Raw genomic sequence first — 22786 nt, forward strand, 5'->3', positions numbered from 1 at the left:
TGTCGTCCATTATTGGTACAGCGCCATTTTGGCGCGTACCATGGCCGTGGTGAAATAAGCGCGGCGCAGAAAGTTGTCGGCAGAGGTTACTTGGACAGAATTACAGTCCAAATAGGTATGTGGGTCTTCCGCGGCAAGAACGGGTTCGGCGCTACGCATCAGCAGGCAAATGCGCACACTGTTCACATTGCCCCACTCCGCCGCACCCTGGGCGTTCACCGTATTGGGAGTGGATGCGTCTTTTCCGGCTTGTGCGTAACGGATTACCGTGTCGGGCGTGGCAGCTGCGGCAACGCCGTACCACAACTGCATGTCTTCCACGTTTTCTAGCAGGGGCTGTGTATTACCTGTCGCCGCCGGGCTGGAGCACTGCAACTCATTGCGCTGGCTAGTGGCGTTTTGCTTAATATGGTACCGGTTACGTGTGACGTAGAAATTTGGCAAAGTTGCAGTTATTCCATTACCCAGGCAATCGGACGGAACACTACCAGTGGCCGGCACCGTGGTCTTTAGATCTGCCTCGTATACCACCTCCAGCGCAGAAACCGAATCGGCCGTCCAAGGCATGCAAGTCATAGCACCGGCTGCCTCAGGATATGCAAACGGCGACACAGTACCACTCCTCGTGCTATCACAGCCAAATATCGCAGGCCCAGGCAAGGTCTGCCCCGGAGAAACATAGCCAGCCATTTGAACCTCGCGCGACAGCAGATTCAAGCCGACTTGTGCATCTTGGTTCATTTGGCTTAAAGCCGCCTGGAAACGCCCCGCCCGACCCGAACCCACAAAACTAATCATCACGGCCCCGACCACCACGAGGCCAATCGCCAGAGAGATCATGAGCTCAATCAGTGTCACGCCCCTTTGCTTGCCAGGAGAACGCATGGCTTTCATATATTGATCCTGAAATAGCTGCAACGTATGCTTTTGTCAGCACCTAGCGCCAAGCCGGGGGGACACTCTGTAGCTATATTGCGAGAATCCGTGTTGTTCTCCGCATCATTGGCCACAGCAGGATCACGCCAGGCTATCCAGACATCGGCACCACGCGGAACAACACCCGCAACGGTTGTAGTGATGAACACAGAGCCCTGGGGCAGTTGGTCTCTCACCACATGCCGCCAATTGGCAATATCGGCAACTGCAATAGAAGCACAGGTTAAGGCATAGCCTTCGCAACTGTGATCCAAGGCTGGTTGCGATGCCTGCGCCGCAAAATTAGATGCCACTGCATAGCTGACGATATTGGAGGAGTTTGCACGCATGCGCTCGGCCAAATCTGCTGCCAACATCGCAGCAGTGCCCCGATACTGCGACATCTTCGAGTACCGAATGGAAGCCACATTGGCTCCAGACAAGGCCAACAGACCTATTGCAGCCAGCAACACTGAAACCAGGACCTCAATAAGTGAAATCCCCCGCAGCCTCGATCTGGACCTTGATTTTCCAGAGCCCATGAAATTGCTTTTTAGCATGCTGTTGACCCCTCAACCCGGATAGCAGGCCTGCCGGTACTTGATATGCAGATCACGCGATTATTGGTGGCGGAGCCTGCAGTGATAGGCGTTACAACTAAGTTAGTTTGCGCGCCTTTTGCAATCCCATTGGCTTCAAAAGTAAAAACTCTCAGCGTATTTGCAGGAGTAGTGTTTACGATTGAAAGAATATTCGAAGGTGGTTGTTGCACGCGAACAATTTCCTCTGTAGCAGCCTGGTAGGTACCAACGTTGAGCGGACCCGGGTCAGTATCAGTAAAGACTATCCAGCCATTCACCCATTCACCGGGACCAGGGTTGACCGAACAGGTGTTCGTACTACCCGCAGCAAGACTGCAAATAGAAACCTTTACAGAGCGCCGCAAAGCCTCTGAGCGCGCGTAGCGAATGTCCGTAACCAGCGCATCCGCAGCGCCTTGCACCGAGCGCCGCATCAGCATGGTGTTGAAACTAGGTACAGCCATCGCAACCAAAATACCAATGATCGCCAATACGACGAGTATTTCGATGAGCGTAAAGCCTTCAGGGCGATTTTTCATGAGCCGAAGATAAACCAAAGCGTCAAGCGGCGGCAATCTCATAACGACGTCCGGTATCAATGCACCGCTAAACGGTAAACTCTAAGTAACCTAAGCGAAATTCATGTGCAACATTCCACCGTAGAACAGGCATTGCGGCTTGCCACGATTGCGAGAAACCTCTGCCCACCTAATCCGTCGGTAGGCTGCATAATCATTGGCGCCGATGGAGAGGAATCGGGAGTGGGCAACACCCAACCGGCGGGCGGCCCGCACGCCGAGGTCATGGCGTTGCGTGACGCTGAGGCGCGAGGGCGCCCGGTAAAGGGTGCGACGGCCTATGTGACTATGGAACCCTGCTCCCACCAAGGCCGGACAGGGCCGTGTTGCGACGCCTTAATATCGGCTGGTATCACAACGGTAGTTGCAGCTATTGCTGACCCCAACCCGCTGGTAGGCGGCCAAGGGTTTGCCCGGCTGCGTATGGCTGGCGTGGACGTTCAGATTCTGAACCCAGCGAGCTCTGTTGCCATAGAGTCCCGCGAACTCAATATCGGTTTTTTTAGCCGAATGGTCCGTAAAGTTCCATGGGTACGCTTGAAAATTGCTGCGTCACTGGACGGCAAAACGGCGCTGGACAACGGAACAAGCCAGTGGATCACGTCCCATCCAGCACGCTCAGACGGACATGCGTGGCGCGCCCGCGCTGGCGCCATCCTGACCGGCATAGGCACCATTGTCCAAGATAACCCCCGACTTGATGTACGCCTGGTCCCGACCAGTCGCCAGCCCCCCATCGTCATTGTGGACAGCGCGCTGCAGATCCCCGTGGATGCCGCCGTTTTTATAGAAGGTCGTCCAGTGCTCATCTACACGGCGACACAGAACGATGATGTCAAAAGACAAGCACTAGAGGCGCGGGGGGCCATTGTTGTTTACCTGCCTGGAACGCATTACGGTAGTACATCCTTCGGGAAAGTTGATCTAGCCGCTATGCTGCTGGACTTGGGCTGCCGGGAAATCAACGAATTGCATGTAGAGGCGGGGCGCCGACTGAACGGAGCATTAGTCCGCGAGGGCTTGGTAGACGAACTTCTGCTGTATTTGGCCCCCAAAGTTGTGGGCCAGGGTAGAGACATGGCTAGCTTTGGTCCATTGGACGACTTGGCGCAGGCGTTACAACTGGACTTTTTATCCAGCACACTGGTTGGGCCCGATCTGCGATTACTAGCCCGTGTTCGCGGTCGGGACGTTTTTTAGCCCCACTTATTTGACGCAGACCCAATCCCTGCGAAAATCTCCCCATGTTTACAGGAATCATTACCGGCGTCGGGAGCATCGTCGCCGTTACCGCTCTGGGCGACGCGCCCTCCCACGGCAAGCGCTTAACCATCGTCTGCCCCGCAAACTATCTGGATGACGTGGGACTGGGGGATAGCATCGCGATCAACGGGGCATGCATGACCGTCACCACGTGGGATGCCACTGCACAGCAATTCAGTATCGACATATCCGCTGAATCCCTGAGCAAGACCGCTGGTCTTGACGCTCTTGGCCCAGTTAATTTGGAAAAAGCCCTGCGCGCAAATGACCGCTTAGGTGGGCACCTGGTTTCCGGCCACGTGGATGGCGTGGGCACTATCACCTTGTTCACCCAGATCGGAGAGAGCTGGGAACTGCGCGTGCTGGCGCCCAAGGCGTTGGGGAAATATTTGGCGTACAAGGGCTCAATCACTATCAACGGTGTGAGCCTGACTGTCAACAAGATTGTTGACCTGACAGACGGATGCGAGGCCAGCATCAACCTGATACCGCATACCGTGGAAAATACGGCGTTGGGTAGTCTGCACACAGGCTCTCGGGTAAACCTGGAAATTGACCTGATCGCACGCTACGTGGAACGGATGCTGAGCAGCAGCCCCGGTACGTCAAGCTGACACACCGCTACGCTATACCGACATATAAAAGATTCCCAAGGAAGACAATGAAACGAGTAGATGATTTCCGCTTGAGGTTTGGCAAGAAGGAATATGTGCCGCTGATGATAGGGGGCATGGGCGTGGACATATCCACCGCGGAATTAGCGCTGGAAGCTGTACGTTTGGGCGGAATTGGTCACATTTCCGACGCAATGGTGCCTGATGTATCCGATCGACGCTTTGATACCGACTTCGTCAAAGAGAAGACCAAGTTTTATAAGTACAACATCGCGAACTCGGATAAAAGTGAAATCAAGTTTGATCTGGGTCGCTTGGCGGAGGCCACCAGACTTCACGTGGGGAGGACCATGGAAGCCAAGCGCGGTGAAGGCATGGTGTTCGTCAATTGCATGGAAAAGTTGACGATGAACGCCCCACGAGAGACCCTACAGGTCCGCCTGAATTCTGCGCTGGACGCCGGTGTTGACGGCATCACGCTGAGCGCCGGACTGCACTTGGGCTCTTTTGCACTGATGGCGGACCATCCCCGATTCAGGGATGCCAAGCTGGGCATTATCGTGTCGTCGGTTCGTGCCTTGCAGCTGTTCCTGCGTAAAACCTCGCGCCTGGGCAGGCTGCCGGACTTCATCATCATTGAAGGGCCTTTGGCCGGCGGTCACTTAGGCTTCGGCATGGACTGGGCCCAGTACGACCTGGCGACCATCGTGGCAGAGATCGCCCAGTTTATGAAGATCGAGCAATTGGATATCCCACTGATTGCTGCAGGTGGCATCTTTACCGGCAGCGATGCAGTGTCTTTCCTGGAAAACGGTGCTGCGGGTCTGCAGGTTGCCACGCGCTTCACTGTGTCCAATGAATGCGGCCTACCGGCCAAGATAAAACAAGAGTATTTCAGGGCCAGCGAAGAAGACATCATCGTCAACACCGTCTCCCCTACCGGCTACCCGATGCGCATGTTGCGCAGCACCCCCGCCATTGGTGCAGGCATACGTCCCAACTGTGAGGCCTATGGCTATCTGCTCGACGGCAACGGCAGTTGCGCCTACATCACGGCCTATAACGAGCAGATCGTGATCCACCCGGATGGCAAAAACATTTCGGTCATGGACAAGACCTGCCTGTGCACCCACATGCGCAATTTCAATTGCTGGACATGTGGCAGCACAACCTATCGCCTCAAAGACACCACACGCAAGCTGCCCGACGGGACGTACCAGACGCTCAGCGCCGAGCATATCTTCAAAGACTACCAGTTCAGCGTTGACAACCAGATTGCGCTGCCAGATTGATCGCCCTCGGGCTGCGCCATCGCAGCCCTGAACAGCTGAAAACCGTGGTTGCTGCGGACCCATCCCCCATCTGGGACAATACCGGGTATCCCCTGCCATACCATTGACACCATGACGCCCCAGAATCTTGTCCCCATTTCCCCTGTAGAAGACATCGTGGCCGACATGCGCGCTGGGCGCATGGTCATTTTGGTGGACGAGGAAGACCGTGAGAATGAAGGGGACCTGGTTCTCGCGGCGGACCATGTAACCGCTGACGCCATCAATTTCATGGCCCGCTTCGGCAGGGGCCTGATTTGCCTGACACTGTCCCGCGAGCGCTGCGAAGCGCTTCAACTTCCCCCCATGGCAGCACGCAACGGTGACAAAAAAGGCACGGCTTTTACCGTGTCCATCGAAGCTGCGGAGGGCGTGACCACCGGCATTTCAGCTGCAGACCGCGCACGCACTGTGCAGGCGGCCGTGGCCAAGAATGCCGTACCCGACGATCTGGTCCAGCCCGGCCACATTTTCCCGTTGCAGGCCGTGGACGGCGGCGTGCTGATGCGCGCAGGCCACACGGAAGCAGGCTGCGATCTGGCCGCCATGGCGGGCTGTTCGCCCGCCTCGGTCATTTGCGAAATCATGAAAGACGACGGCACGATGGCCCGCCTGCCCGACCTGCAGGTCTTTGCGGGCGAGCACGGCCTGAAGATTGGCACGATTGCTGATCTGATTGCTTACCGCAGCCGCGTGGAATCCCTGATCGAAAGCATGGGCAGCCACAGCATCAATACCGCGTTTGGGGAATTCACGGCACACGCCTTTCGCGACACCACGGGCAAGGGCGTGCACCTGGCTTTGGTTCGTGGTAAGTGGGATGCAACCGAGACCATTCCGGTGCGCGTGCATGAGCCTTTGTCGATTTTGGACGCCCTGCAAGTGGGACGCACCATGCACAGCTGGAGTCTGGATGCCACGCTGGCCCACATAGCCACAGAAGGCAAAGGCGTTGTGGTACTGCTCAACTGCGGAGAAAGTGGCGAGCAATTGCTGGCGCAGTTTGAAGGTACGGCGCGCCCAGCGCACGCTCCCGAACGCGGTCGCATGGATCTGCGCACTTACGGGATTGGCGCTCAGATATTGCGCCAATGCGGCGTGCACAAGATGAGCCTGATGGGTAGTCCCCGCCGCATGCCCAGCATGACGGGGTATGACCTCGAAATCACCGGCTACATCAACAACAAATAGAAAGAGGAAAACCATGTTTGGCGCAGACAAAGGCAGTTTTGCCTCCACCGATGAGCGTATGAACGGCAAGGGGCTCAAGGTGGGCATCGTGCAAGCCCGCTTCAATGCCGGCGTTACCGATACGCTGGCACAGGCGTGCAAAGCCGAACTGGTAGCGCTTGGCGTTGCCGACAAGGACATCGAGCACGTGACCGTGCCGGGAGCGCTGGAGGTTCCGGTCGCCCTGCAGGCCATGGCTGAGAAAGCCAGTTACGACGCACTGGTTGCGATCGGCTGCATCATCCGTGGCGAGACCTACCACTTCGAGCTGGTTGCCAACGAAGCGGGTGCCGGCGTCACCCGGATTTCGCTGGACTACCAGTTGCCGATTGCCAACGCCATCCTGACAACCGAAGATATGCCACAGGCCATTGCCCGCCAAGTTGAAAAGGGGCGTGATGCCGCCCGCGTCGCCGTGGAAATGGCTAACCTGTTGGAAGCACTGTGATGAGCGATATGAATACACCCGCCGCTGCCAAGCGCCCTCCCCGCCAGCCCCGCACTGGCCTGACCAGCACCGGTGCACGCAAGGCCGGCAGCAAGTCGGACCGAAGTCGTTCACGGGAGTTCGCGCTGCAAGGCCTGTACCAGCATCTGGTTGGCGGCAACGCGGTCGACGACATCGACACCTTCACCCGCGACCTGGCCGGCTTCAACAAGGCCGATGCAGTGCACTTCGATGCGCTCCTGCAGGGCTGCGTGGCCGAGGCTGCACAACTGGACGCCTTGATCGTGCACCTGCTGGACCGCCCAATGGCCGAAATCTCACCGATTGAACATGCCATCATGTGGATTGGTGTCTATGAACTGAGCCACTGCCTGGATGTGCCCTGGCGCGTCGTGCTGAATGAGTGCATCGAACTGGCCAAGGAATTTGGTGGCACCGATGGCCACAAATATGTCAACGCTGTTCTGAATGGCATTGCACCGACCCTGCGCGCCGCCGAAGTGGAGTCGGACCGCGGCCAGAGCAAAAAGCCCCGCGCCTGAGCGAGCCGTACCACCACCCATGCAAATCTCGTCCCGCGCGCAAAAAATAGAACCGTTTTATGTCATGGAGGTAGCCAAGGCCGCCGCCAGTCTGGGGCAAGAAGTAGCGCACACCGATGCGCCAATGATTTTTCTGAATATCGGCGAGCCCGACTTCACGGCCCCGCCCCTGGTGCAAAAAGCGGCTGAGCAAGCCATCCAACACGGGCGCACCCAATACACACCCGCTACCGGATTGCCACTGCTGCGCGAGCGCATCAGCCGTTGGTACAACCAACGCTTTGGCGTCAACGTGCCGGCCAGCCGTATTGTTGTGACCGCAGGTGCATCGGCTGCCTTGCATCTGGCATGCATGGCACTGATAGAGCCCGGTGATCAGATCCTGATGCCGGACCCGAGCTACCCCTGCAACCGGCACTTCGTCAGCGCAGCGGAAGGGTGTGCCGTGCTCGTGCCCACCACCGCAGAAGACCGATTCCAGCTGAGTGCCGATGCCGTGCGGTCCGAATGGGGCCCACGTACTCGGGGCGTGTTGCTTGCCTCGCCTTCCAACCCCACCGGCACATCCATTCACCCGGACGCTCTGCGCGACATCCACCGCGTGGTGCAGATGCACGGTGGCATTACGCTGGTTGATGAGATCTACCTTGGCCTGAGTTTCGAAACCCAGTACGGGCACACTGCGCTGGCGATCGACGAAGACATCATCAGCATCAACAGTTTCAGCAAATACTTCAACATGACGGGCTGGCGCCTGGGTTGGATGGTGGTGCCTGAGCAGTTGGTACCGGTGATCGAGCGTCTGGCGCAAAACCTGTTCATCTGCCCCAGCGCCATTGCACAGCATGCTGCGCTCGCCTGTTTTGAACCTGAAAGCCTTGCGCTGTACGAACAACGCCGCAGCGAGTTCAAAGCCAGGCGCGACTACTTCATTCCGCAGCTCAATGCCATGGGCCTCTCGGTACCGGTGATGCCCGACGGGGCTTTTTACGCATGGGCAGATTGCTCAAATGTGTGTGCCAGACTGGGCGTCAAGGACAGCTGGGAATTTGCGTTCGAGGTCATGAACAAAGCCCACGTCGCCATTACGCCAGGTCGCGATTTCGGATCGGCCCAGACGCACAATTTTGTGCGCTTCTCCACCGCCAGCTCCATGGAGCATTTGCAAGAGGCCGTGGCGCGTCTGCGTGCCCTGTTGCTGTAAAGCGCTCGGGTAGCAACAACCTTCACCCATACGACTCCAAGCAATGAACCAAGACTTATCCATACTCCATCTGGTCCTCAACGCCAGTATCGTCGTCCAGGGCGTGATGCTGCTGCTGATGGTGGTATCCGTCACCAGCTGGGCCGCCATCTTCCGCAAGTACTTCGCGCTGAACCGTGTGAAGGCGCTGAATGAAGCATTCGAGCGGGAATTCTGGTCCGGTGCCAGCCTGAACGACCTGTTTGCAGATGCTGCCAAGAGCGCTGGCAAGGGCGGCCCGATGGAGCGCATTTTTGCCAGCGGCATGCGCGAGTTTCAGAAACTGCGCGAGCGCCGCATCTCCGACGTAGGCACATTGATGGACGGCGCCCGACGCGCCATGCGTGCAAGTTTTCAGCGCGAGATGGATGTGATAGAAACCAATCTTTCGTTCCTGGCATCGGTCGGTTCTGTGTCGCCCTATGTTGGCTTGTTTGGCACCGTGTGGGGCATCATGCACGCCTTTGTGGGCCTGGCGGCGCTGACCCAGGTCACACTGGCCACGGTGGCACCAGGCATTGCCGAAGCCTTGGTTGCGACCGCCATCGGTCTGTTTGCTGCCATTCCGGCGGTTGTTGCGTATAACCGGTTCGCCCGCGACATCGACCGCATCGCTACGCACCAAGAAACATTTATAGAAGAGTTCTCCAACATCCTGCAACGCAACGTGGGTGCGCAGCCCGCTGCAGCCACGCGCTGATCATGCCAGGCGTCTCCCACCGCGGCCGGGGCCGCCGCACCATCAACGAGATCAACATGGTGCCCTTCATCGATGTGATGCTGGTGCTGCTGATCATCTTCATGGTAACGGCCCCTCTGATCACGCCCAGCATGATTGACCTGCCCAGCGTAGGCAAAGCATCGCGCCAGCCGGACCAGATCATCCAGATTGTGCTGGGCAAGAACGACGGCTTGGAAATGAGGGTCAAGGACAAGACAACGTCGCTGACGCTGAAAGAATTAGCCATTGCCGTGAAAGGGGCGCAGCTACCACGTGACAGCACCGCGGGCGCTAATTCTGCAGTTGTCATCAGCGCTGACAAGAATGTGAAGTACGAGAGCGTGGTAAAGGTCATGGATACTTTACAGCGCGCCGGCATCCAGCGGGTAGGCTTGTCAGTGCAACTGGCCAATTGAGGCGCCTGCCAACCACGTGCTAACACCGCCCAGCATGAATGCCAACTCAGCGCGCCTGGAATTCGCGCCGCCACCCACTCCGGGTTTGGTGCGCGCGCTGGCCTTGGCCGTCGTAGCGCATGCGTTGTTGCTGGCCGTGTTGACCCTTGGTGTGCAATGGAAGCGTGATCCAACACCGGTCACCGTGGAAGCCGAGCTATGGTCGGCTCTGCCCGTTCAAGCAGCACCCAAGCCTCCCGAGCCGGTGCGGCCACCGCCGCCAGAAGAGCCAGTGCAGCCGCCTCCGGCCAAGGAGGGCGTGACCCCGCCTAAGCCAACGCCCACTCTGCCAGATCCGAGCATTGCAATTGCAAAAGAAAAAGCCCGATTGCAAAAAGAGAAGCAACTGGAAGAGGCCCGATCAGAGCAGGACAAGCGCCAGAAAGAAGCGGCCAAGGCTAAAAAGCAGAAAGACGAGAAGGAGGCGCGCGAGGCTGAGCTACGCGAAAAACTGGCCCGCGAAAAGAAGCTGCAGCAAGACCAGCAAAAGACCCAGTCGGCGAAAACCGATGCGGATGCAAAAAAGATTGCGGAACTGCGCAAGCAACAGATTGAGCGCATGAACCGCATGGCAAACCAAGCAACAGGCTCGGGGGACGCCAATGCGACCGGTTCGGCCAAGCAATCATCTGGGCCGTCGGCTAGCTATGCCGGCCGGATTGTGGCACGCATCAAACCCAATATCACCTATACGGAATCCCTGAACGGCAACCCGATGGCTGATGTGGAAGTACGCACCTCTCCAGACGGTACCATCATCAGCCGCAGGCTCGTCAAATCCAGTGGCGTGAAATCTTGGGATGACGCGGTCATCAACGCAATCGACAAAACGGAAAAATTGCCGCCCGATGTGGATGGACGCGTAATCCCATCACTGACATTGGGTTTCCGCCCTAAGGACTAACTTTCCATCAGGCCTGTACCAGAGTCGTCACCCGCCTTCTGGAGCGCTCTCTCAAAGAGCATTCGCGCAGCGTGTCAGCCAGCGCCTCCAACTCGGGGACGCCAAAAATCACAACCGTTGAAAAGTTGGTGTCGCTGGAACGCAATTGCAGCAGGCAGTGGCCCACCAAGCGCATACCCAAGGGTTTGAGAACATCAAAGTGGTCAATACGGAATAGCTCCACGCTTTCCTTGGATTTGGACAGTAGGCCGCGCTCAACCCGAACCCGCTGGCTCGTGATTTCATAGCGGGTCGACAAACCCTGCACCCAATAGTAGATGTAGGCAAGCCCCAAGGTGCAAACAACCACCAGCCATTGCCACATCGAGAAGACAACCGCGGGGTGACCCTCAAACAACACCCGTTCAGCCTCCGCCTCTTTGGCTGCGGCAAAAACCAGCAGGTCGGTATTGCAAAACCGACACTTGATGGCGGCAGCCTTGATGGTTTCGGCACAAACCGGACAGGCTTTGGTGGCGTCATCGCTCATAGGTCTCTCCTTACGCGGACGTGGAAGCTGCACAAAGAAAAAAGCCTGCTATTGAATCAATAGCAGGCTTTTCTTGTATCACTTGGGGTGGCTGATGGGGCTCGAACCCACGACAACAGGAATCACAATCTCCGTATCAACGCCAGCAACCACGCGGGCTAGCAGGCCATTAACCGGAATAAGTTTGCAAAATAACCGGGGCTTTTTGCTCGCTTTCAAGACCATCGTTCCTGATTTTTCAGTCACTTTTTGGTGCCTTTTTTGCCCGTGGCCGGGTTCACATTTCCCTTGTGTGAATAATTGTCGGTCTTGGATTTGTTGGGATTGGTGGCCCGTGCGGGCTTCACGTAGGTGCCTTTTTTTGTGGTGTGGCCGCGCACCGAATGGCTGGATGCGGCGACGGCCGGCATCGCTGCAATACACAGCGCAGCAGCCACGATCAGAGCTTTGAACATCGTTATCTCCCGTTAATAGAGATTGATTTTGAATGCAAATTTCGCATCCACAATAACCTTAAACGGATATTTAATGATATTCTTCCACGAACGAGATCATTTATGATAAATTCAGAGCGTTGGGAAAATTCTCAACACGGGTTTGGAAGCCCGGAAACCTGGCGCAAATTGAAGCCGCGCCAACTTTGGAAGCGGCTTTTTTATTGCGTTACGCACAGCTAGTTACGGCGGGCTGTGCGGGGGCACCGAAAGGTGCGCCGGTCCCAGGTCCGGTCTTCCAACCCCGCACAGTCTGCCACCATCGTTTGGAAGCGGTGATGGCAGGTTTATCAAAAAACCTGGAGGCCATCATGGCTAGTATTCTTGCCCCCGTTTCTGCTAATCCTTACTTTCACAGCGGCCCTGTCTTGGTCTTTGAGGCCAACGATCAGGCCTTGATCGATAGCGGCCTGCTGCAAGCCAGCGAACTACCACAACAAAATACCGGCTGCAAGACAAGCACCAGTCGCTGCAATCCAGACTACAAACGCACCTACCGCATGGCCGATGGTCGTGTGCGCCTGACCATTGCTGCGAACTTGGTACGGCGGCAAGACGCAGGATTTTTCGACTTCCTGGCTCGCACTGTCGGCCAGGCGGTCGTGAGCATGGCTGCAGGCTCAAAAACCCTCACGGAGAATTAAAAATCATGGACCAGATTCGACTCAAGATCGTTGGCACATCACCGCTGATGATGCACAGCGATAAGTTAGCAAACCCTTTGGCACCTGAGACACGCGCGCACAAGGAATTGACCGGCAAGCGTAAAAAAACCGACGAGGATCACCTTGCGATTGCTCAATCAGAGTTCATCGCTGGATGCTACTGGTCTGCCGATGATGGGTTCTTCATACCAGGACAGAATTTCGATGCTACCTTTTGGGCTGGCGCCAAGCTCCAGAAGATGGGCGTGCACTGGAAGCGTGGAGCCCTAGTTTTGGAAAACCGGGTCAAGCTGCTGCAGGACGGACCAAGCACACCAGTTGCATTGTGGAGCAGCCCATCAAATGTAGATTGCCGTGGTGTCAAAGTTGGAACAGCCAAAATCATGCGCTACCGGCCCATATTCTTAAATTGGGCGGCAGAGTTGACCGTCCACATCAATACCGAGGTCATCAATCTCGAAGAGGCCAAAAAAGCAATTGATGATGCTGGGGCATTGATTGGCGTGTGCGAATACCGGCCCCGCTTCGGCCGTTTCGAGGTGTCATATGTCTGACCAACACATTGCGCTTTTCCCAGCCTGGCGTCAGGCAGTAAAGGACTTCCTTGCAGAGTTCAAATATGGTGATCTGGTACCGCACGACTGGCTTGAGTCACACTTCGGCATGTTGACCATTGAAGATGGTGAACGGTTGACCGCTTCTGCATTCCGGGCTCGCCAGTTCGCATGGCTGGCCAACATTGAGGCGTTCAAGACCGAGCTACTGACCCAGCACCAGGTGTGCCTTGAATCGGTGCGTGGAGAAGGGTTCCGATGGGTTTCACCATCTGAGCAGACCGCACACGCAACAAAGGAGTTTGAGCGCGATGCCAGAAAGACTTTCCGAACCGTTGGGCAACGCTTAAAGCACCTTCGCTCGGAGGAACTGACAGACGCGCAGCGGCTGGAGCACATTGACGCCATGACAAAAATATCAATGTTGAGGGGGATGACAAAAAAGGCACTCCGATAGCGCGGCTGCAAAGCAAGCGTTAGTAATGGTTTGTGAATTTGGGCTGGGGCTTGACTCGGTTAGCCGTGGTTTGGTCCGGCATGATCCGGTATGGGCTGTAAACAGCCTCAAGTGTCGCGTGCGGCCCTTGGGGATGCAGTAGCATCAAATGGAACTGTGGCGCGGCTATCTGAGGCTGGTTATGGCAGGGTGAGCTGCGGCGAGGTCCGGAAAGGCAGGGGCTGTAAACAGCGTTCAGCGTCTTCATTGAGGGCGCTGTTCGATGGGATCAGCAAAACCGCCAATAGAAAAGCCAACTTTCGTTGGCCTTTCTATTCCGGCTCGGGAGTGATTTAACATCGCGACATCCATTCTTAGGAATTGCTCGCCATGAACCTCACTACACTTGTGCTTGCCATCATCAGCATAACGATGGCAAACACAGTAAACGCACAAACCAAGAACACCAAGCAGCAGCCCGAGCCAGAATCTTCTATCTACATAAAATGTCCATCGCCAAATGAACCCGATGGGCTCACTGACATATATATAAATCCAAAAGAAAAGACGCTAACCGATTCATTTGGTACGGTAAAACCCTACCGAGAAGCCGGCCCGATGCTGATCGCAGATGGCTACGTTGATGCTGATGGGCAGAGAATCCTAGCCACAACGCTACGGGTCAACCGATACACCATGCAATTCACATGGATGTCGTACATACTAAAATTATCAAGGTCAGGCCAATGCACCAAAGTTGAAAAGTTATTCTGATGATGTATACGAAGCCACTACTGATATGAAGCGCATCCCCGCAGCGCTGGTGATTCTTCTTCTCACGGCATGCCAGCAGGAAAAGGCACCTCGAAAGACGCCGACGCCCCCGGAAACCCGACTACAGACAACATTGCAGCTCCCCAACGAGGATGGACGGGTGTACGTCATCGAATCACCAGCAGATGGCTATGGATTTGAAGTCAACACCTGTATGTTGCACGTCAAAGGAGCTACAAGCTCAATGGCCTGCACTCAACCTAAGATGAAAGTCATTGATACCGAGGCACGGTGATCAATTGAGTTTTTCTGCTAGCTCTTGCAGGACCCTGGCCTTCTTTTCCTGCTCGGTCCTGACCTTGGATTCAAACTCTTCCGCGCTGATCCCATTCACCTGACGCTGGCGCTTGAGCCCGCTAATGTTCTTGTCGATTTCCATCACCTTGGCCTTGGCCTGCCCATGCAGGTTTTTCGCCAGTACGTCGGCCGGATAGCTACCCAGCTTCACGCCAAAGGAGGAAGCTACAGCTTGTGCAACTGACTGCTCTCTTCCGAACCCATCTGTTTTCCCTTTGTGCGCATTCTCAACATTTGTCCACGCATAGGTGTTCGGCAGGCCCAGCACGTTGGGCATTGCGGCCTTGTACAGGTAGTCCAGCACCTTGGTGGTCTTCTGCAGCGGGGTGTCAGTTTCGAGCGTAATGGGCTTGCCGGTGAACTGCTGTTTGTTCAGCACCAGCTCACCAAAGATCGCCAGCGGTCCACCAGGCTGCAGGGCTGGCAACAGAGGGACGGCCGAGTGGCCCTGCCCCACATCGAATACGTCGCCAACCGGTATAAATCGCCGGATGTCCAGAAACACGGGCGAGCCGTTGGGGTCGTTCCAAGGCATGCGCAGCATCTTGGGCACCATGCCCCAGATCCGTCCGGCCTTTTCTTCGGGCAGCAGTTTGCGCTCCTTGTCGTCATCACCACCGCCTGCCATGAGTGCGCCGAAGGCATTCAGCGCGCCAGCAATGGCCATCAGTTTTAGCAACTTGTGGGGCTTCTTGGCGGCAGTTTCCAGCATCATGGGCACCGCGCGGTAGGTGTAGCTCACAAACGGCAGCACCGAGTTGCGCATGGCCTGCACCCACGGCGCGTTGATGTTGTAGTCCATGAATGCACGCCGGGCGATTTTGCCGGCCTCCATGTCGGTCTTTCCCTCTTCCTTGGCCTTGAGCCAAGCGGCCAGCCGGAACACCTCATCCTCGGACTGGTAGAGCTCCAGCACGGTGCTGGCCTCGGTGCCGATGACCTTACCAGGCTTGGATTGCTTCCACGCTTCCAGGGCGCTGGGGAAGCGCAGCATCAGCGCGTGCTGTAGCGCCTGATAGACACCGGCCTGGGCCTGGGTGGAGTGGCCCTTGGTCGCAGCCAACTCCTTTTCCATGGCCTCCAGCATGGGGTCGATCTGGCTTTTGGCAATCTCGTTAGTAGCCCACGAGCCGATGTCGCCGCCCGAGTCCTGGTAGCGGGTCACAATCTCGCGCGCCGCCTCCCGGTCTTCGGAGCCAATAGCACCGGCAATCTTGTTACCGATCTTGCCCAGCGCACCTTTGCCATCCATGCCGTGCGAACCCATCAGGATGCGCAGCGCCTTGGCGGTGTGGCCAGCGGTCACATCGTGCCAGTCGGCCATCACGAAATTGGACATGATGTTGTTGGTGTGGACCGCGGGCGAAAGCGCCGTTTTGGAAGTCTTCCACCAGCTCAGCAGCTTGGAGTAGGTGTCTCCGAATGGCTTGAACTGGCCGTTCACGGTCTGGCGTAGGTCGTTCCACACCGGCCCCGGCAGGTAACGTCCGGCCAGCGTGCCGTATTTCTGCACCGAGGTGCCGGGGATCTTAGTGTCTGGCACGCGCACCCAGGTGCCGGGCGCGAAAGTGTCTTTGTAGCGCTCCGACGCATCCACCACAGTGCCGGGTATGGTCTCGCCCTCTTTCTTGGCTTGGGTGTGGGCCAGCCACTCCAGGTAGCGGCCCACCTCCACGTCGTGGATCATGCCATGCAGGGTCTTGGCAATAGCAAACCGGGCCTCGTCAATTTCGCCCATTTTTTCGCGCTCGTCCTTGGTGAAGTCGCGCCACAGAATGGCCTTGTCGCCCTTCACGTCGCGCACCTCGAAGGTGGCGCCCTTGTCCCAATCGGCGTACTTTTCCGGCAGCTTTTCGTCGGCCGGGTAGTAGTTCACCTCGCGCAGCTTGCCGGGTTGCTGGCTTGGCTCCACACCAGGCAGAGTGCCCACGCGATCGCCTGCCGGCCCGCGGCGCTCCAGCCGCACCAGCTTTTGGCCTTTGAGCGCCGTGTCGGCCTTGCCCGCCACCGTCTTGCGCTCCCACCACTCTGGGGCACTGGACTGAATCTGCTGCATGGTGGCGGCTTCGGTCAGCCCCCGGCCCTTGTACTGCTCGCCCAGCAGGGAGATAGCCCGGCCGCGCGAGGCCTTTTCTGCTGGGGTTTGCGCAAGGGTGTATTTCTCGTATGACCGACGCAGATAGGCAAACTTGCTGCGCTCGTAGGCCTCGGGTGTCAGCTGCCCCATGCGCACCGCCTCGCGCGACAGCTTGTCGATCATGGTCTGTACTTCCATAAGCACCTTCACCGATTCCTCGGGCAGGTTCTGCATCATGGAGTAGATTTGCTTGGGGTCCGTCTCGTTCAGCCATTGATACGCAACGCGAGACTCTGCCCGCGTCAGCGTGGAGAGTTTTTCCACCAGGGCCCCGGCCTTGCGCAGTTGGACGCGCTGGCGCCCCTGCATCAGCGCACGCTGATCGATTACAGCCTCGGGCACTCCGTAGTCGGCCACCAAGCCAGCGCGAACCGTCTCACCAAAAGCTGAATTCCCTACTGCATCAATCTTTGGCATCAGTTTCAGCGGCGCGGGCAGCATGCTGTCCATCAGGCGAATCGCATCCCCGTTGTAAATCGAACTGGTCAGCTTCTCTAAGCCAGTTACCTTGGTCAGCGCATGGGCCACAATGTCCAGTGGCGTCGCTGTAGCAGCCTTCTTCTGGATGATTTTCTCCGCACGCTCAGCAGCGGATTCCTGCGGTGCGGCACGCGACAGCATCACACCGTTCACGGCTGGGTGCTTAGCGCGCCAGAGCGCAGCCAGTCTCTCAAACAGCGGGTAATCCTTTTCCGCAAGCTGGTCGATGTTCTTGTACCCCCTGGCCTTTGCCTCGGCAAGAAGCCACTTTTCCTGCTTGACAACATCTTCGGCCAGAGTGCCGGACAGCATGGTGCCTGTGGTCACATTAAACCGCCCCTCGCGCTTACCGGCAATGTAGTCTCGGGCCGACCGCACCAGGTCAGCCACGAACAGATCCGCACGCTGCTGGTCGTCCAGATTGCCGTTGAGCCAGTCGCCTAGCTTCGCGGCCATCTTTTCATGACCATGGCTGTCGAGCCAATCGCGCACTTTCACCACCAGCTTGCGCCAGCCCTGCAGCTTGACCAGGCGTGCCGAGGGAATATCAACAATAGCCTCTTCGGTAGCTTCGGCGTTGGACAACTTGCCGCGGCTTTGCAACTCGGTCGCCAACTGGCGAATATAGGTATTGTTGTTGTAGACCATCAACATGGTGGTCTTGAGCGAATCGCCAAGGATGGCGCGCAGGCCAAAGTGGGCGGCTTCATGCTCGGCCAGCACGTGCTCCGCGCGCAGGGCGTCCGACATCCCCGACGCGAACAGGTACAGCTCGCCCTTGTGCAGCGCGCCGTCAACGTCGTTTTCAGCTCCCTGCTTGTGGATGTAGTCGCGCAGGGCCTGGGGGGCTTCTTTGGGGGTCGCCAGCACGTGCACGGCTGGCATGTTTGGCATGTTGCGCTTGATCTTGTCGGCAACCGCCTGGAGCGCCTGCAATTCCATGCCGTTGCCGGTGCCGCGGCTCAGTCTTGAGCGCTCGTCTTCCGGGATGTTTTCGTTAGCGGCCTGTTCCGGTGTGCGTCGGACAGTCTCAGCGCTTGGAGCTACATGCTCAGGATTGCCCTTGTTTGCTGCTCTTTCAGAGCTTCCGCCTTCTTTTTCTTGAAGGCTGCCATTGCTGCGTCCATTCGGGCTTTGCCCCGGGCCACGCTTTGTTTCTCGTACTCGGTTTGCTCCGCCAGTACCGCCTTCCAGTCCGTGCTGGCTATCGCCTTCTGTACGGAATCCGTCCACTCTGACAGAGGGACTGGCTTGTGCAATTGTGTCGGCTTTGTCATTGATCGACCCTGCCCTTTCCTTAATGTCACTGTAACCTTTTTCGGATAAAATGTCAAGGCCACCGGATGTCTTCGATTGTGCAACAAGTACCGGAGACTCGCCACTGTTCTCATACAGCGACACGCGGTCAGCAATGCGCTGGTACTGGTCAAACCCGGCCATGAAACCCTTGTGTGCGGCAAGCAGGTCAGCCGTTGGCACGTAGCGGCCGCTGTGCCGAGCGCGTTTGTCCGCGCGCAGCACTGCCACCGGAGGGTCAATGGTGACTCCAATCAGTCGAACATCGTACCCTGCGTCTTTCAAACCCTGCAGCATTTTGACCCCCTTCTCAGGGTTGCCCAGCGTCACGTCATAAACGAGGTCGTATTTGCCATCGACCGCCCGCTTCAAAACCTGCTTTGCAATGGCGCTAGACTCCTCGTGGACCACGCTCGCAGCGCGCGAGTCGCCCGCATCGACAATAGCCCGATATTCGGGAATGCTGTTTTTGATTTCGTCCGGGTCCAGCGTGACAGCACCAACAGGGGCAATCTCCCCGCTATTGATCAAACCCTTTTTGACAAAACCCTTGCCCGATGCCCCACCACCGCCCATAACGTAGGCTATGGGTTTGCGCCCCTTTACCGGCACAGCGTTTTCGAAATACTGGTCCTCGATGGCTCGCGCCATATCAGCCCGGGGCATTTCCTCACCGTCAATAGTCACCGTATTCTTGGTGTTGGTATGTGTCATCAGCGGGTCGGAGGACCCCAGCTTTTTAGGCCATTGCTCCAGCCCAAACGATGGGGCGTCAATATCGATCTTCTGGCCGTCAATCGTTGCCATCCGCTTCGCTGTGGCCGCGGGATTGTCCGAAGTGGCGCCATCCGAAGACGTCACACTCGGGAACTCGGCTACCTCTGCCAACAGCTTGCGTATGGGGACATCAAAGCGTATGACCGTTACCTTTTCACCGTTGGCGAGCTTAGCCATCCACTGGTGGTGACCATCCAGCACATAGCCATCGCTGGACACCAGCACCGCCCTATTTCGCCCTTCCGCCCAATCAGCAAAGCGCTGCACCTTGGCGGGCGCATATTCCGCCTGGGTTGCCTTCAAGGAGTCGGCATCGACTTCATCGCGGGCGTTGGTGATGCCGCGGGCTTCCAGAAAGTTGACCAATGCACCACGGTGCGCCTGGCTGATTTGTGGCATCTGACTACGTGGGATACCCAGCGTGCCGGAATCCTTTGGGAATGCAGCCCAGCCACCGGGTGCCGCTACGGCGCGGCCGGGATTTTGTTCTGTGCGCTGTCCGGTACTGCTTTCTCCGGCAGGCCCATCGCTGCCAGGGCTGACTTGATCGCCTGACGCATCTGCTTGTTGCCCTTGAGCTTCAGCACCATGTTTCGGGTCTTCTGCAGCGACTGGCCGCTCGGGGTCTTCGGCAGTCGCGGCGAGTCCGTTACCTTGTCGATCACCATTTGGGGTGCTCCTTTCAGCAGCTTTGAGTAAATCCTGTTTGGCCGGGGCTTCGACCTCACCCAGCAGCGAGCCCTGGTTAGGGTCACCAGCAGCATCCAGGGCATCCATGTAGTTGGTGATGAACTCGGCAATCCGGCGCGGCCGGCGCAGGTTGTCGGCGAGGAACTTGAGCAGCACGCGAGCCTCGGCGGGCGTGTCGTCGCCGAACATGCCGGCCTGGGCCAGCGCGTCCTCGACCGACGTGCCGGATTCCTTGAGGCGCGACAGTTCCTCAACGGCGCTCATCAGGTCGGGCGTGATGTCGGCGTCAAACCGCGTGCCAGCGCCCACGGCCTCACGCATCTGGGCTACCTTGGGCGCGGCCAGCACCAGGGCCTTGCTGACGTTGCGCAGGTTGTCGTCCATGCTTTCCGTCATGCGGGCCAGCACGGGCGAGTCGCCGTAGGCCTTGGCCAGCACCGCATTGCGCACGCGCGCATAGCCAGCCGTGGACAGGTTGCCCGTGGCGTCGATCATGCCGGCCTGCTCGGTGGCCGGCAGGCGGGCCATGAAACGCCGCACGAAGGGCTTGGAGGCGACATTGGCAAAGTCGCCGTTATCGTCCGGCGTCAGGTCTTCCATGGACTCGATGCGGCTGGCGTCGGACTTGGCCTGCTCGCTGGGCGACATCTGGGCTACGGTTGAGGCATTGGCCTGGCGCGCAAACTCGGCGCGGTTTACTGGTGTCGTGCGGATGCGCACCAGCACCGGCTTTTGCATGTTGTCCACAGATTCGGGGGTGATGCCGAACTGGTCGGCGTTGTCCCGCAGAAACTGCTTGTAATCAACCGCGCGCTGGCCGTTGGCCTGGTACACACGCTTCAAGGCGATGGTACGGGCATTGCCCGACTCGACCAAGCCATCAGCGCCCACGATGGGGGCACCATTGGACGCGTCGGCCGACAGGCCCAGCCTGGCCGGGTCCATCTTCTGCACGATGCCCGATACCTGCATTTCGGATGCCGCACGGTCGCGGGCCCGTGGCTGCAGTTCGGGCGGATATGCCGGGTTCTTGCGCAGGCCTTCATCGTGGGATGTCACCAGGTCGGCGGCGTCCATCAGCGCATACTTAGCATCGACCCGGGCGCCCGCCTCGGTGGAGAAGCTGGATTCCTTGCCCTCGATGGCCTTGGGCCAGTCCTTGGTCAGCGCCTGCTTTTCCTGCTCCAGTTCAGCGCGTTGGGCGGCTACCTCTTGGCGCTCCTGGTCGAACATCGGGCCATAACCGTTTTTGTCGCTCAGCTCTGTTTCTCGGTCGCGCAACTCGGCAGTACGCTTGTCCAACGCATTTACGCGGTCCAAGGTGGTCAGCTCCACCTGGGTATGCAGGGCCTTTTCGGCGGCTGTAGTGTCTGTTGTTGCTACAGAATTTGTAGCTACTTGCGCGCTTTCCACGGGGGCTAGCGGTGCTTTTTGCGAACTTTCGGCGGGTACGATCGGACTTACTGGAGTCGGAGCAGCGGCACTCGGTTGTGCAGGTTGCTGGCCGTGTCGAGTCAGCGCAGCATGCCCACCACCCATGCCAGCACCGGTGACGGCCCCAGTAACGGCGGACTTTCCAAGGCCCTGGTCCCACGGCCGACCCATGGCCACGTTTTCAGCAGATGACTCCGCTATCGACTGCGGCAATTCCTCAAGGAGACCTTCCTTTGCACCTTCTTTCAGAATGCGCTCGGCCGCTCCACCGGCGCCGGACTTCGCCGCGGTTGACCCCGTGCCACGCAAGGCAATGTCTGTTTCAATATCTCCGATTCCGGCTTTGGCACCCACCTTGTTGGCGCCCATGCCGATGACCGCTGTACCCACCCCAGCAGCAAGCGCGGCAGGGCCGTATTGATCAATGGTGCGCCCAGCCTCTTGAGCTGTCCCGGCTACATCCAATCCAGACTGCACGCCCTCAGACACCGGAGCGGCGACCTGTGCAATCTTCGTAGCAGCAGCAATGATGTAGTCATCAGCGGCTTGTCCTACCAGCCCCGCGGCCTTGGCACGTGCCGCCAGCATGGGCATCGCCTGCTCTACGGCGGCGCCTGCAGTTTTTCCGATTACTCCGATGCCAACCAGTGACTCGGAAACCTTGTCCATGATCATGGTCGGGTTCGCGCCCATTTCCCCCAGCGTGTCGATAACGCCCTTGGTCGCGTCGAATTTCCGGTCGCGCGTCTGCCCTGAATCGCTCTTGAGGGAATCAAGCCACTTGCCAAACTGGTCAACCGCACCAAGTGCATCCTTGGATCGGTAGCCTAGCCCCTCCATAGTCTGGCGGGAACCCGTCAGGTCTTCAACCACCCCGCTCACAGCCAATGGCAGCTTGACGAAGGTATTGGCTCCACCCTTGACCACTCCTAGCCCCAGGTCACGAGACAGGTCCACACCGCCGCCAATGGCGTCAGCCACGCGACCACCAGCAGATGAACTGTACTTTTCCTGGGAGGCGGCTGCTGCGGCCTGCTGCGCGCGCTCGGCGTCGTTGAATCCGTGGGACTGGGAGGCTATCTGAGCAGCACCAAAGGCGTTAGCGCGGTCGTATTCTTCCTGGCGCTTGCGCTTGCCTCGCGCTTCAATGCCCGCAACTTCGTTATCAACGAATCGCGTACCGAATTCCTTGATGCGCTGAATGAACCCTACATCCTGCTTGGGTTGCTCATCGTCAAAAACAAGGTGCCCCCCCGTGGGACTGGAGTCGTCATCAAAGACCAATGGCATGGGAAACCCCGCAGAATTTAACTGCGAGCAGGTTGCCATGCTTGCCAC

General features: G+C 57.9%; 21 protein-coding genes. 15 read left to right on the top strand and 6 right to left on the bottom strand.

The genetic code is table 11. The features are described 5' to 3' along the window. Positions 1 to 9 precede the first annotated feature (9 nt). Genes AC097P_RS17785 through AC097P_RS17795 form a run of 3 tightly spaced genes read right to left on the bottom strand, consistent with a single transcriptional unit; the run spans position 10 to position 2077 of the window. Positions 10 to 918: a PilW family protein gene (locus AC097P_RS17785; RefSeq protein WP_479611765.1), complete on the bottom strand. Its 909-nt coding sequence runs from the start codon at positions 916 to 918 to the stop codon at positions 10 to 12. Beyond that, the gene (gene pilV, locus AC097P_RS17790; RefSeq protein WP_479611766.1) at positions 891 to 1475 is read right to left on the bottom strand and encodes a type IV pilus modification protein PilV; all 585 of its coding nucleotides are present in this window, start codon (positions 1473 to 1475) and stop codon (positions 891 to 893) included. The genes AC097P_RS17785 and pilV overlap by 28 nt, the downstream gene beginning before the upstream one ends. Further along, entirely contained in the window at positions 1469 to 2077 is a 609-nt protein-coding gene (locus tag AC097P_RS17795; RefSeq protein ID WP_479611767.1) for a GspH/FimT family pseudopilin, read from the bottom strand. The genes pilV and AC097P_RS17795 overlap by 7 nt, the downstream gene beginning before the upstream one ends. Positions 2078 to 2134: 57 nt before the next feature. On the opposite strand from AC097P_RS17795, the gene ribD reads away from it, so the two are divergent. The 10 genes from ribD to tolA all read left to right on the top strand — a co-directional run bounded on the left by ribD (position 2135) and on the right by tolA (position 10825). Beyond that, positions 2135 to 3274, top strand: a complete 1140-nt coding sequence (gene ribD / locus AC097P_RS17800) for a bifunctional diaminohydroxyphosphoribosylaminopyrimidine deaminase/5-amino-6-(5-phosphoribosylamino)uracil reductase RibD (protein WP_479612094.1) — start codon at positions 2135 to 2137, stop codon at positions 3272 to 3274. Between the two features lie 44 nt (positions 3275 to 3318). Continuing rightward, complete coding sequence (locus tag AC097P_RS17805) at positions 3319 to 3951, top strand: riboflavin synthase (protein ID WP_479611768.1); 633 nt, start codon at positions 3319 to 3321, stop codon at positions 3949 to 3951. Between the two features lie 47 nt (positions 3952 to 3998). Continuing rightward, a complete protein-coding gene (locus AC097P_RS17810) occupies positions 3999 to 5243 on the top strand; it encodes a nitronate monooxygenase (protein WP_479611769.1) in 1245 nt (414 codons plus the stop codon). A 111-nt stretch (positions 5244 to 5354) separates the two neighbouring features. Continuing rightward, entirely contained in the window at positions 5355 to 6473 is a 1119-nt protein-coding gene (gene ribBA / locus AC097P_RS17815) for a bifunctional 3,4-dihydroxy-2-butanone-4-phosphate synthase/GTP cyclohydrolase II (RefSeq protein WP_479611770.1), read from the top strand. Positions 6474 to 6486: 13 nt separating this feature from the next. Further along, entirely contained in the window at positions 6487 to 6960 is a 474-nt protein-coding gene (gene ribH / locus AC097P_RS17820) for a 6,7-dimethyl-8-ribityllumazine synthase (RefSeq protein WP_479611771.1), read from the top strand. Continuing rightward, positions 6960 to 7502, top strand: a complete 543-nt coding sequence (gene nusB / locus AC097P_RS17825; protein ID WP_479611772.1) for a transcription antitermination factor NusB — start codon at positions 6960 to 6962, stop codon at positions 7500 to 7502. The genes ribH and nusB overlap by 1 nt, the downstream gene beginning before the upstream one ends. A gap of 19 nt (positions 7503 to 7521) precedes the next feature. After that, positions 7522 to 8706 carry a pyridoxal phosphate-dependent aminotransferase gene (locus AC097P_RS17830; RefSeq protein ID WP_479611773.1) on the top strand — a complete coding sequence of 395 codons (1185 nt, stop codon included), beginning with the start codon at positions 7522 to 7524 and terminating at the stop codon, positions 8704 to 8706. 43 nt (positions 8707 to 8749) lie between these two features. Further along, positions 8750 to 9445, top strand: a complete 696-nt coding sequence (tolQ, locus tag AC097P_RS17835; RefSeq protein WP_479611774.1) for a protein TolQ — start codon at positions 8750 to 8752, stop codon at positions 9443 to 9445. Positions 9446 to 9447: 2 nt separating this feature from the next. Beyond that, entirely contained in the window at positions 9448 to 9882 is a 435-nt protein-coding gene (locus tag AC097P_RS17840) for a biopolymer transporter ExbD (RefSeq protein ID WP_479611775.1), read from the top strand. Positions 9883 to 9916: 34 nt separating this feature from the next. After that, entirely contained in the window at positions 9917 to 10825 is a 909-nt protein-coding gene (gene tolA / locus AC097P_RS17845) for a cell envelope integrity protein TolA (RefSeq protein ID WP_479611776.1), read from the top strand. Positions 10826 to 10832: 7 nt separating this feature from the next. Here the strand turns inward: tolA and AC097P_RS17850 are convergent, their stop codons facing one another. Together AC097P_RS17850 and AC097P_RS17855 are read right to left on the bottom strand one after the other, a co-directional pair. Next, a complete protein-coding gene (locus AC097P_RS17850; protein ID WP_479611777.1) occupies positions 10833 to 11354 on the bottom strand; it encodes a PH domain-containing protein in 522 nt (173 codons plus the stop codon). Positions 11355 to 11596: 242 nt separating this feature from the next. Further along, entirely contained in the window at positions 11597 to 11809 is a 213-nt protein-coding gene (locus tag AC097P_RS17855; RefSeq protein ID WP_479611778.1) for a hypothetical protein, read from the bottom strand. A 119-nt stretch (positions 11810 to 11928) separates the two neighbouring features. On the opposite strand from AC097P_RS17855, the gene AC097P_RS17860 reads away from it, so the two are divergent. The 5 genes from AC097P_RS17860 to AC097P_RS17880 all read left to right on the top strand — a co-directional run bounded on the left by AC097P_RS17860 (position 11929) and on the right by AC097P_RS17880 (position 14572). Continuing rightward, complete coding sequence (locus AC097P_RS17860; protein ID WP_479611779.1) at positions 11929 to 12492, top strand: hypothetical protein; 564 nt, start codon at positions 11929 to 11931, stop codon at positions 12490 to 12492. 5 nt (positions 12493 to 12497) lie between these two features. After that, a complete protein-coding gene (locus AC097P_RS17865; protein ID WP_479611780.1) occupies positions 12498 to 13067 on the top strand; it encodes a hypothetical protein in 570 nt (189 codons plus the stop codon). Beyond that, positions 13060 to 13524 carry a hypothetical protein gene (locus AC097P_RS17870; RefSeq protein ID WP_479611781.1) on the top strand — a complete coding sequence of 155 codons (465 nt, stop codon included), beginning with the start codon at positions 13060 to 13062 and terminating at the stop codon, positions 13522 to 13524. Before AC097P_RS17865 ends, AC097P_RS17870 begins: the two co-directional genes overlap by 8 nt. Positions 13525 to 13893: 369 nt before the next feature. After that, positions 13894 to 14277 (top strand): hypothetical protein, encoded by a 384-nt coding sequence (locus AC097P_RS17875; RefSeq protein ID WP_479611782.1) that lies wholly within the window; start codon positions 13894 to 13896, stop codon positions 14275 to 14277. Positions 14278 to 14302: 25 nt separating this feature from the next. Next, positions 14303 to 14572, top strand: a complete 270-nt coding sequence (locus AC097P_RS17880) for a hypothetical protein (RefSeq protein WP_479611783.1) — start codon at positions 14303 to 14305, stop codon at positions 14570 to 14572. Here the strand turns inward: AC097P_RS17880 and AC097P_RS17885 are convergent, their stop codons facing one another. Then, positions 14573 to 22738, bottom strand: coding sequence for a zeta toxin family protein (locus AC097P_RS17885; protein WP_479611784.1), 8166 nt, complete (start codon positions 22736 to 22738; stop codon positions 14573 to 14575). Positions 22739 to 22786 lie beyond the last annotated feature (48 nt).

This window comes from Rhodoferax sp. ZS1R8 (assembly GCF_056521325.1).

Excerpts from the sequence above, each read along its gene's own strand:
- AC097P_RS17795 (WP_479611767.1), bottom strand. The coding sequence starts at position 2,077 with ATGAGATTGCCGCCGCTTGACGCTTTGGTTTATCTTCGGCTCATGAAA.
- AC097P_RS17875 (WP_479611782.1), top strand. The coding sequence starts at position 13,894 with ATGAACCTCACTACACTTGTGCTTGCCATCATCAGCATAACGATGGCA.
- AC097P_RS17810 (WP_479611769.1), top strand. The coding sequence starts at position 3,999 with ATGAAACGAGTAGATGATTTCCGCTTGAGGTTTGGCAAGAAGGAATAT.
- nusB (WP_479611772.1), top strand. The coding sequence starts at position 6,960 with ATGAGCGATATGAATACACCCGCCGCTGCCAAGCGCCCTCCCCGCCAG.
- AC097P_RS17830 (WP_479611773.1), top strand. The coding sequence starts at position 7,522 with ATGCAAATCTCGTCCCGCGCGCAAAAAATAGAACCGTTTTATGTCATG.
- ribBA (WP_479611770.1), top strand. The coding sequence starts at position 5,355 with ATGACGCCCCAGAATCTTGTCCCCATTTCCCCTGTAGAAGACATCGTG.
- tolQ (WP_479611774.1), top strand. The coding sequence starts at position 8,750 with ATGAACCAAGACTTATCCATACTCCATCTGGTCCTCAACGCCAGTATC.
- AC097P_RS17865 (WP_479611780.1), top strand. The coding sequence starts at position 12,498 with ATGGACCAGATTCGACTCAAGATCGTTGGCACATCACCGCTGATGATG.
- tolA (WP_479611776.1), top strand. The coding sequence starts at position 9,917 with ATGAATGCCAACTCAGCGCGCCTGGAATTCGCGCCGCCACCCACTCCG.
- ribH (WP_479611771.1), top strand. The coding sequence starts at position 6,487 with ATGTTTGGCGCAGACAAAGGCAGTTTTGCCTCCACCGATGAGCGTATG.
- AC097P_RS17870 (WP_479611781.1), top strand. The coding sequence starts at position 13,060 with ATGTCTGACCAACACATTGCGCTTTTCCCAGCCTGGCGTCAGGCAGTA.
- pilV (WP_479611766.1), bottom strand. The coding sequence starts at position 1,475 with ATGCTAAAAAGCAATTTCATGGGCTCTGGAAAATCAAGGTCCAGATCG.
- AC097P_RS17880 (WP_479611783.1), top strand. The coding sequence starts at position 14,303 with ATGAAGCGCATCCCCGCAGCGCTGGTGATTCTTCTTCTCACGGCATGC.
- AC097P_RS17855 (WP_479611778.1), bottom strand. The coding sequence starts at position 11,809 with ATGTTCAAAGCTCTGATCGTGGCTGCTGCGCTGTGTATTGCAGCGATG.
- AC097P_RS17805 (WP_479611768.1), top strand. The coding sequence starts at position 3,319 with ATGTTTACAGGAATCATTACCGGCGTCGGGAGCATCGTCGCCGTTACC.
- AC097P_RS17840 (WP_479611775.1), top strand. The coding sequence starts at position 9,448 with ATGCCAGGCGTCTCCCACCGCGGCCGGGGCCGCCGCACCATCAACGAG.
- AC097P_RS17885 (WP_479611784.1), bottom strand. The coding sequence starts at position 22,738 with ATGCCATTGGTCTTTGATGACGACTCCAGTCCCACGGGGGGGCACCTT.
- AC097P_RS17850 (WP_479611777.1), bottom strand. The coding sequence starts at position 11,354 with ATGAGCGATGACGCCACCAAAGCCTGTCCGGTTTGTGCCGAAACCATC.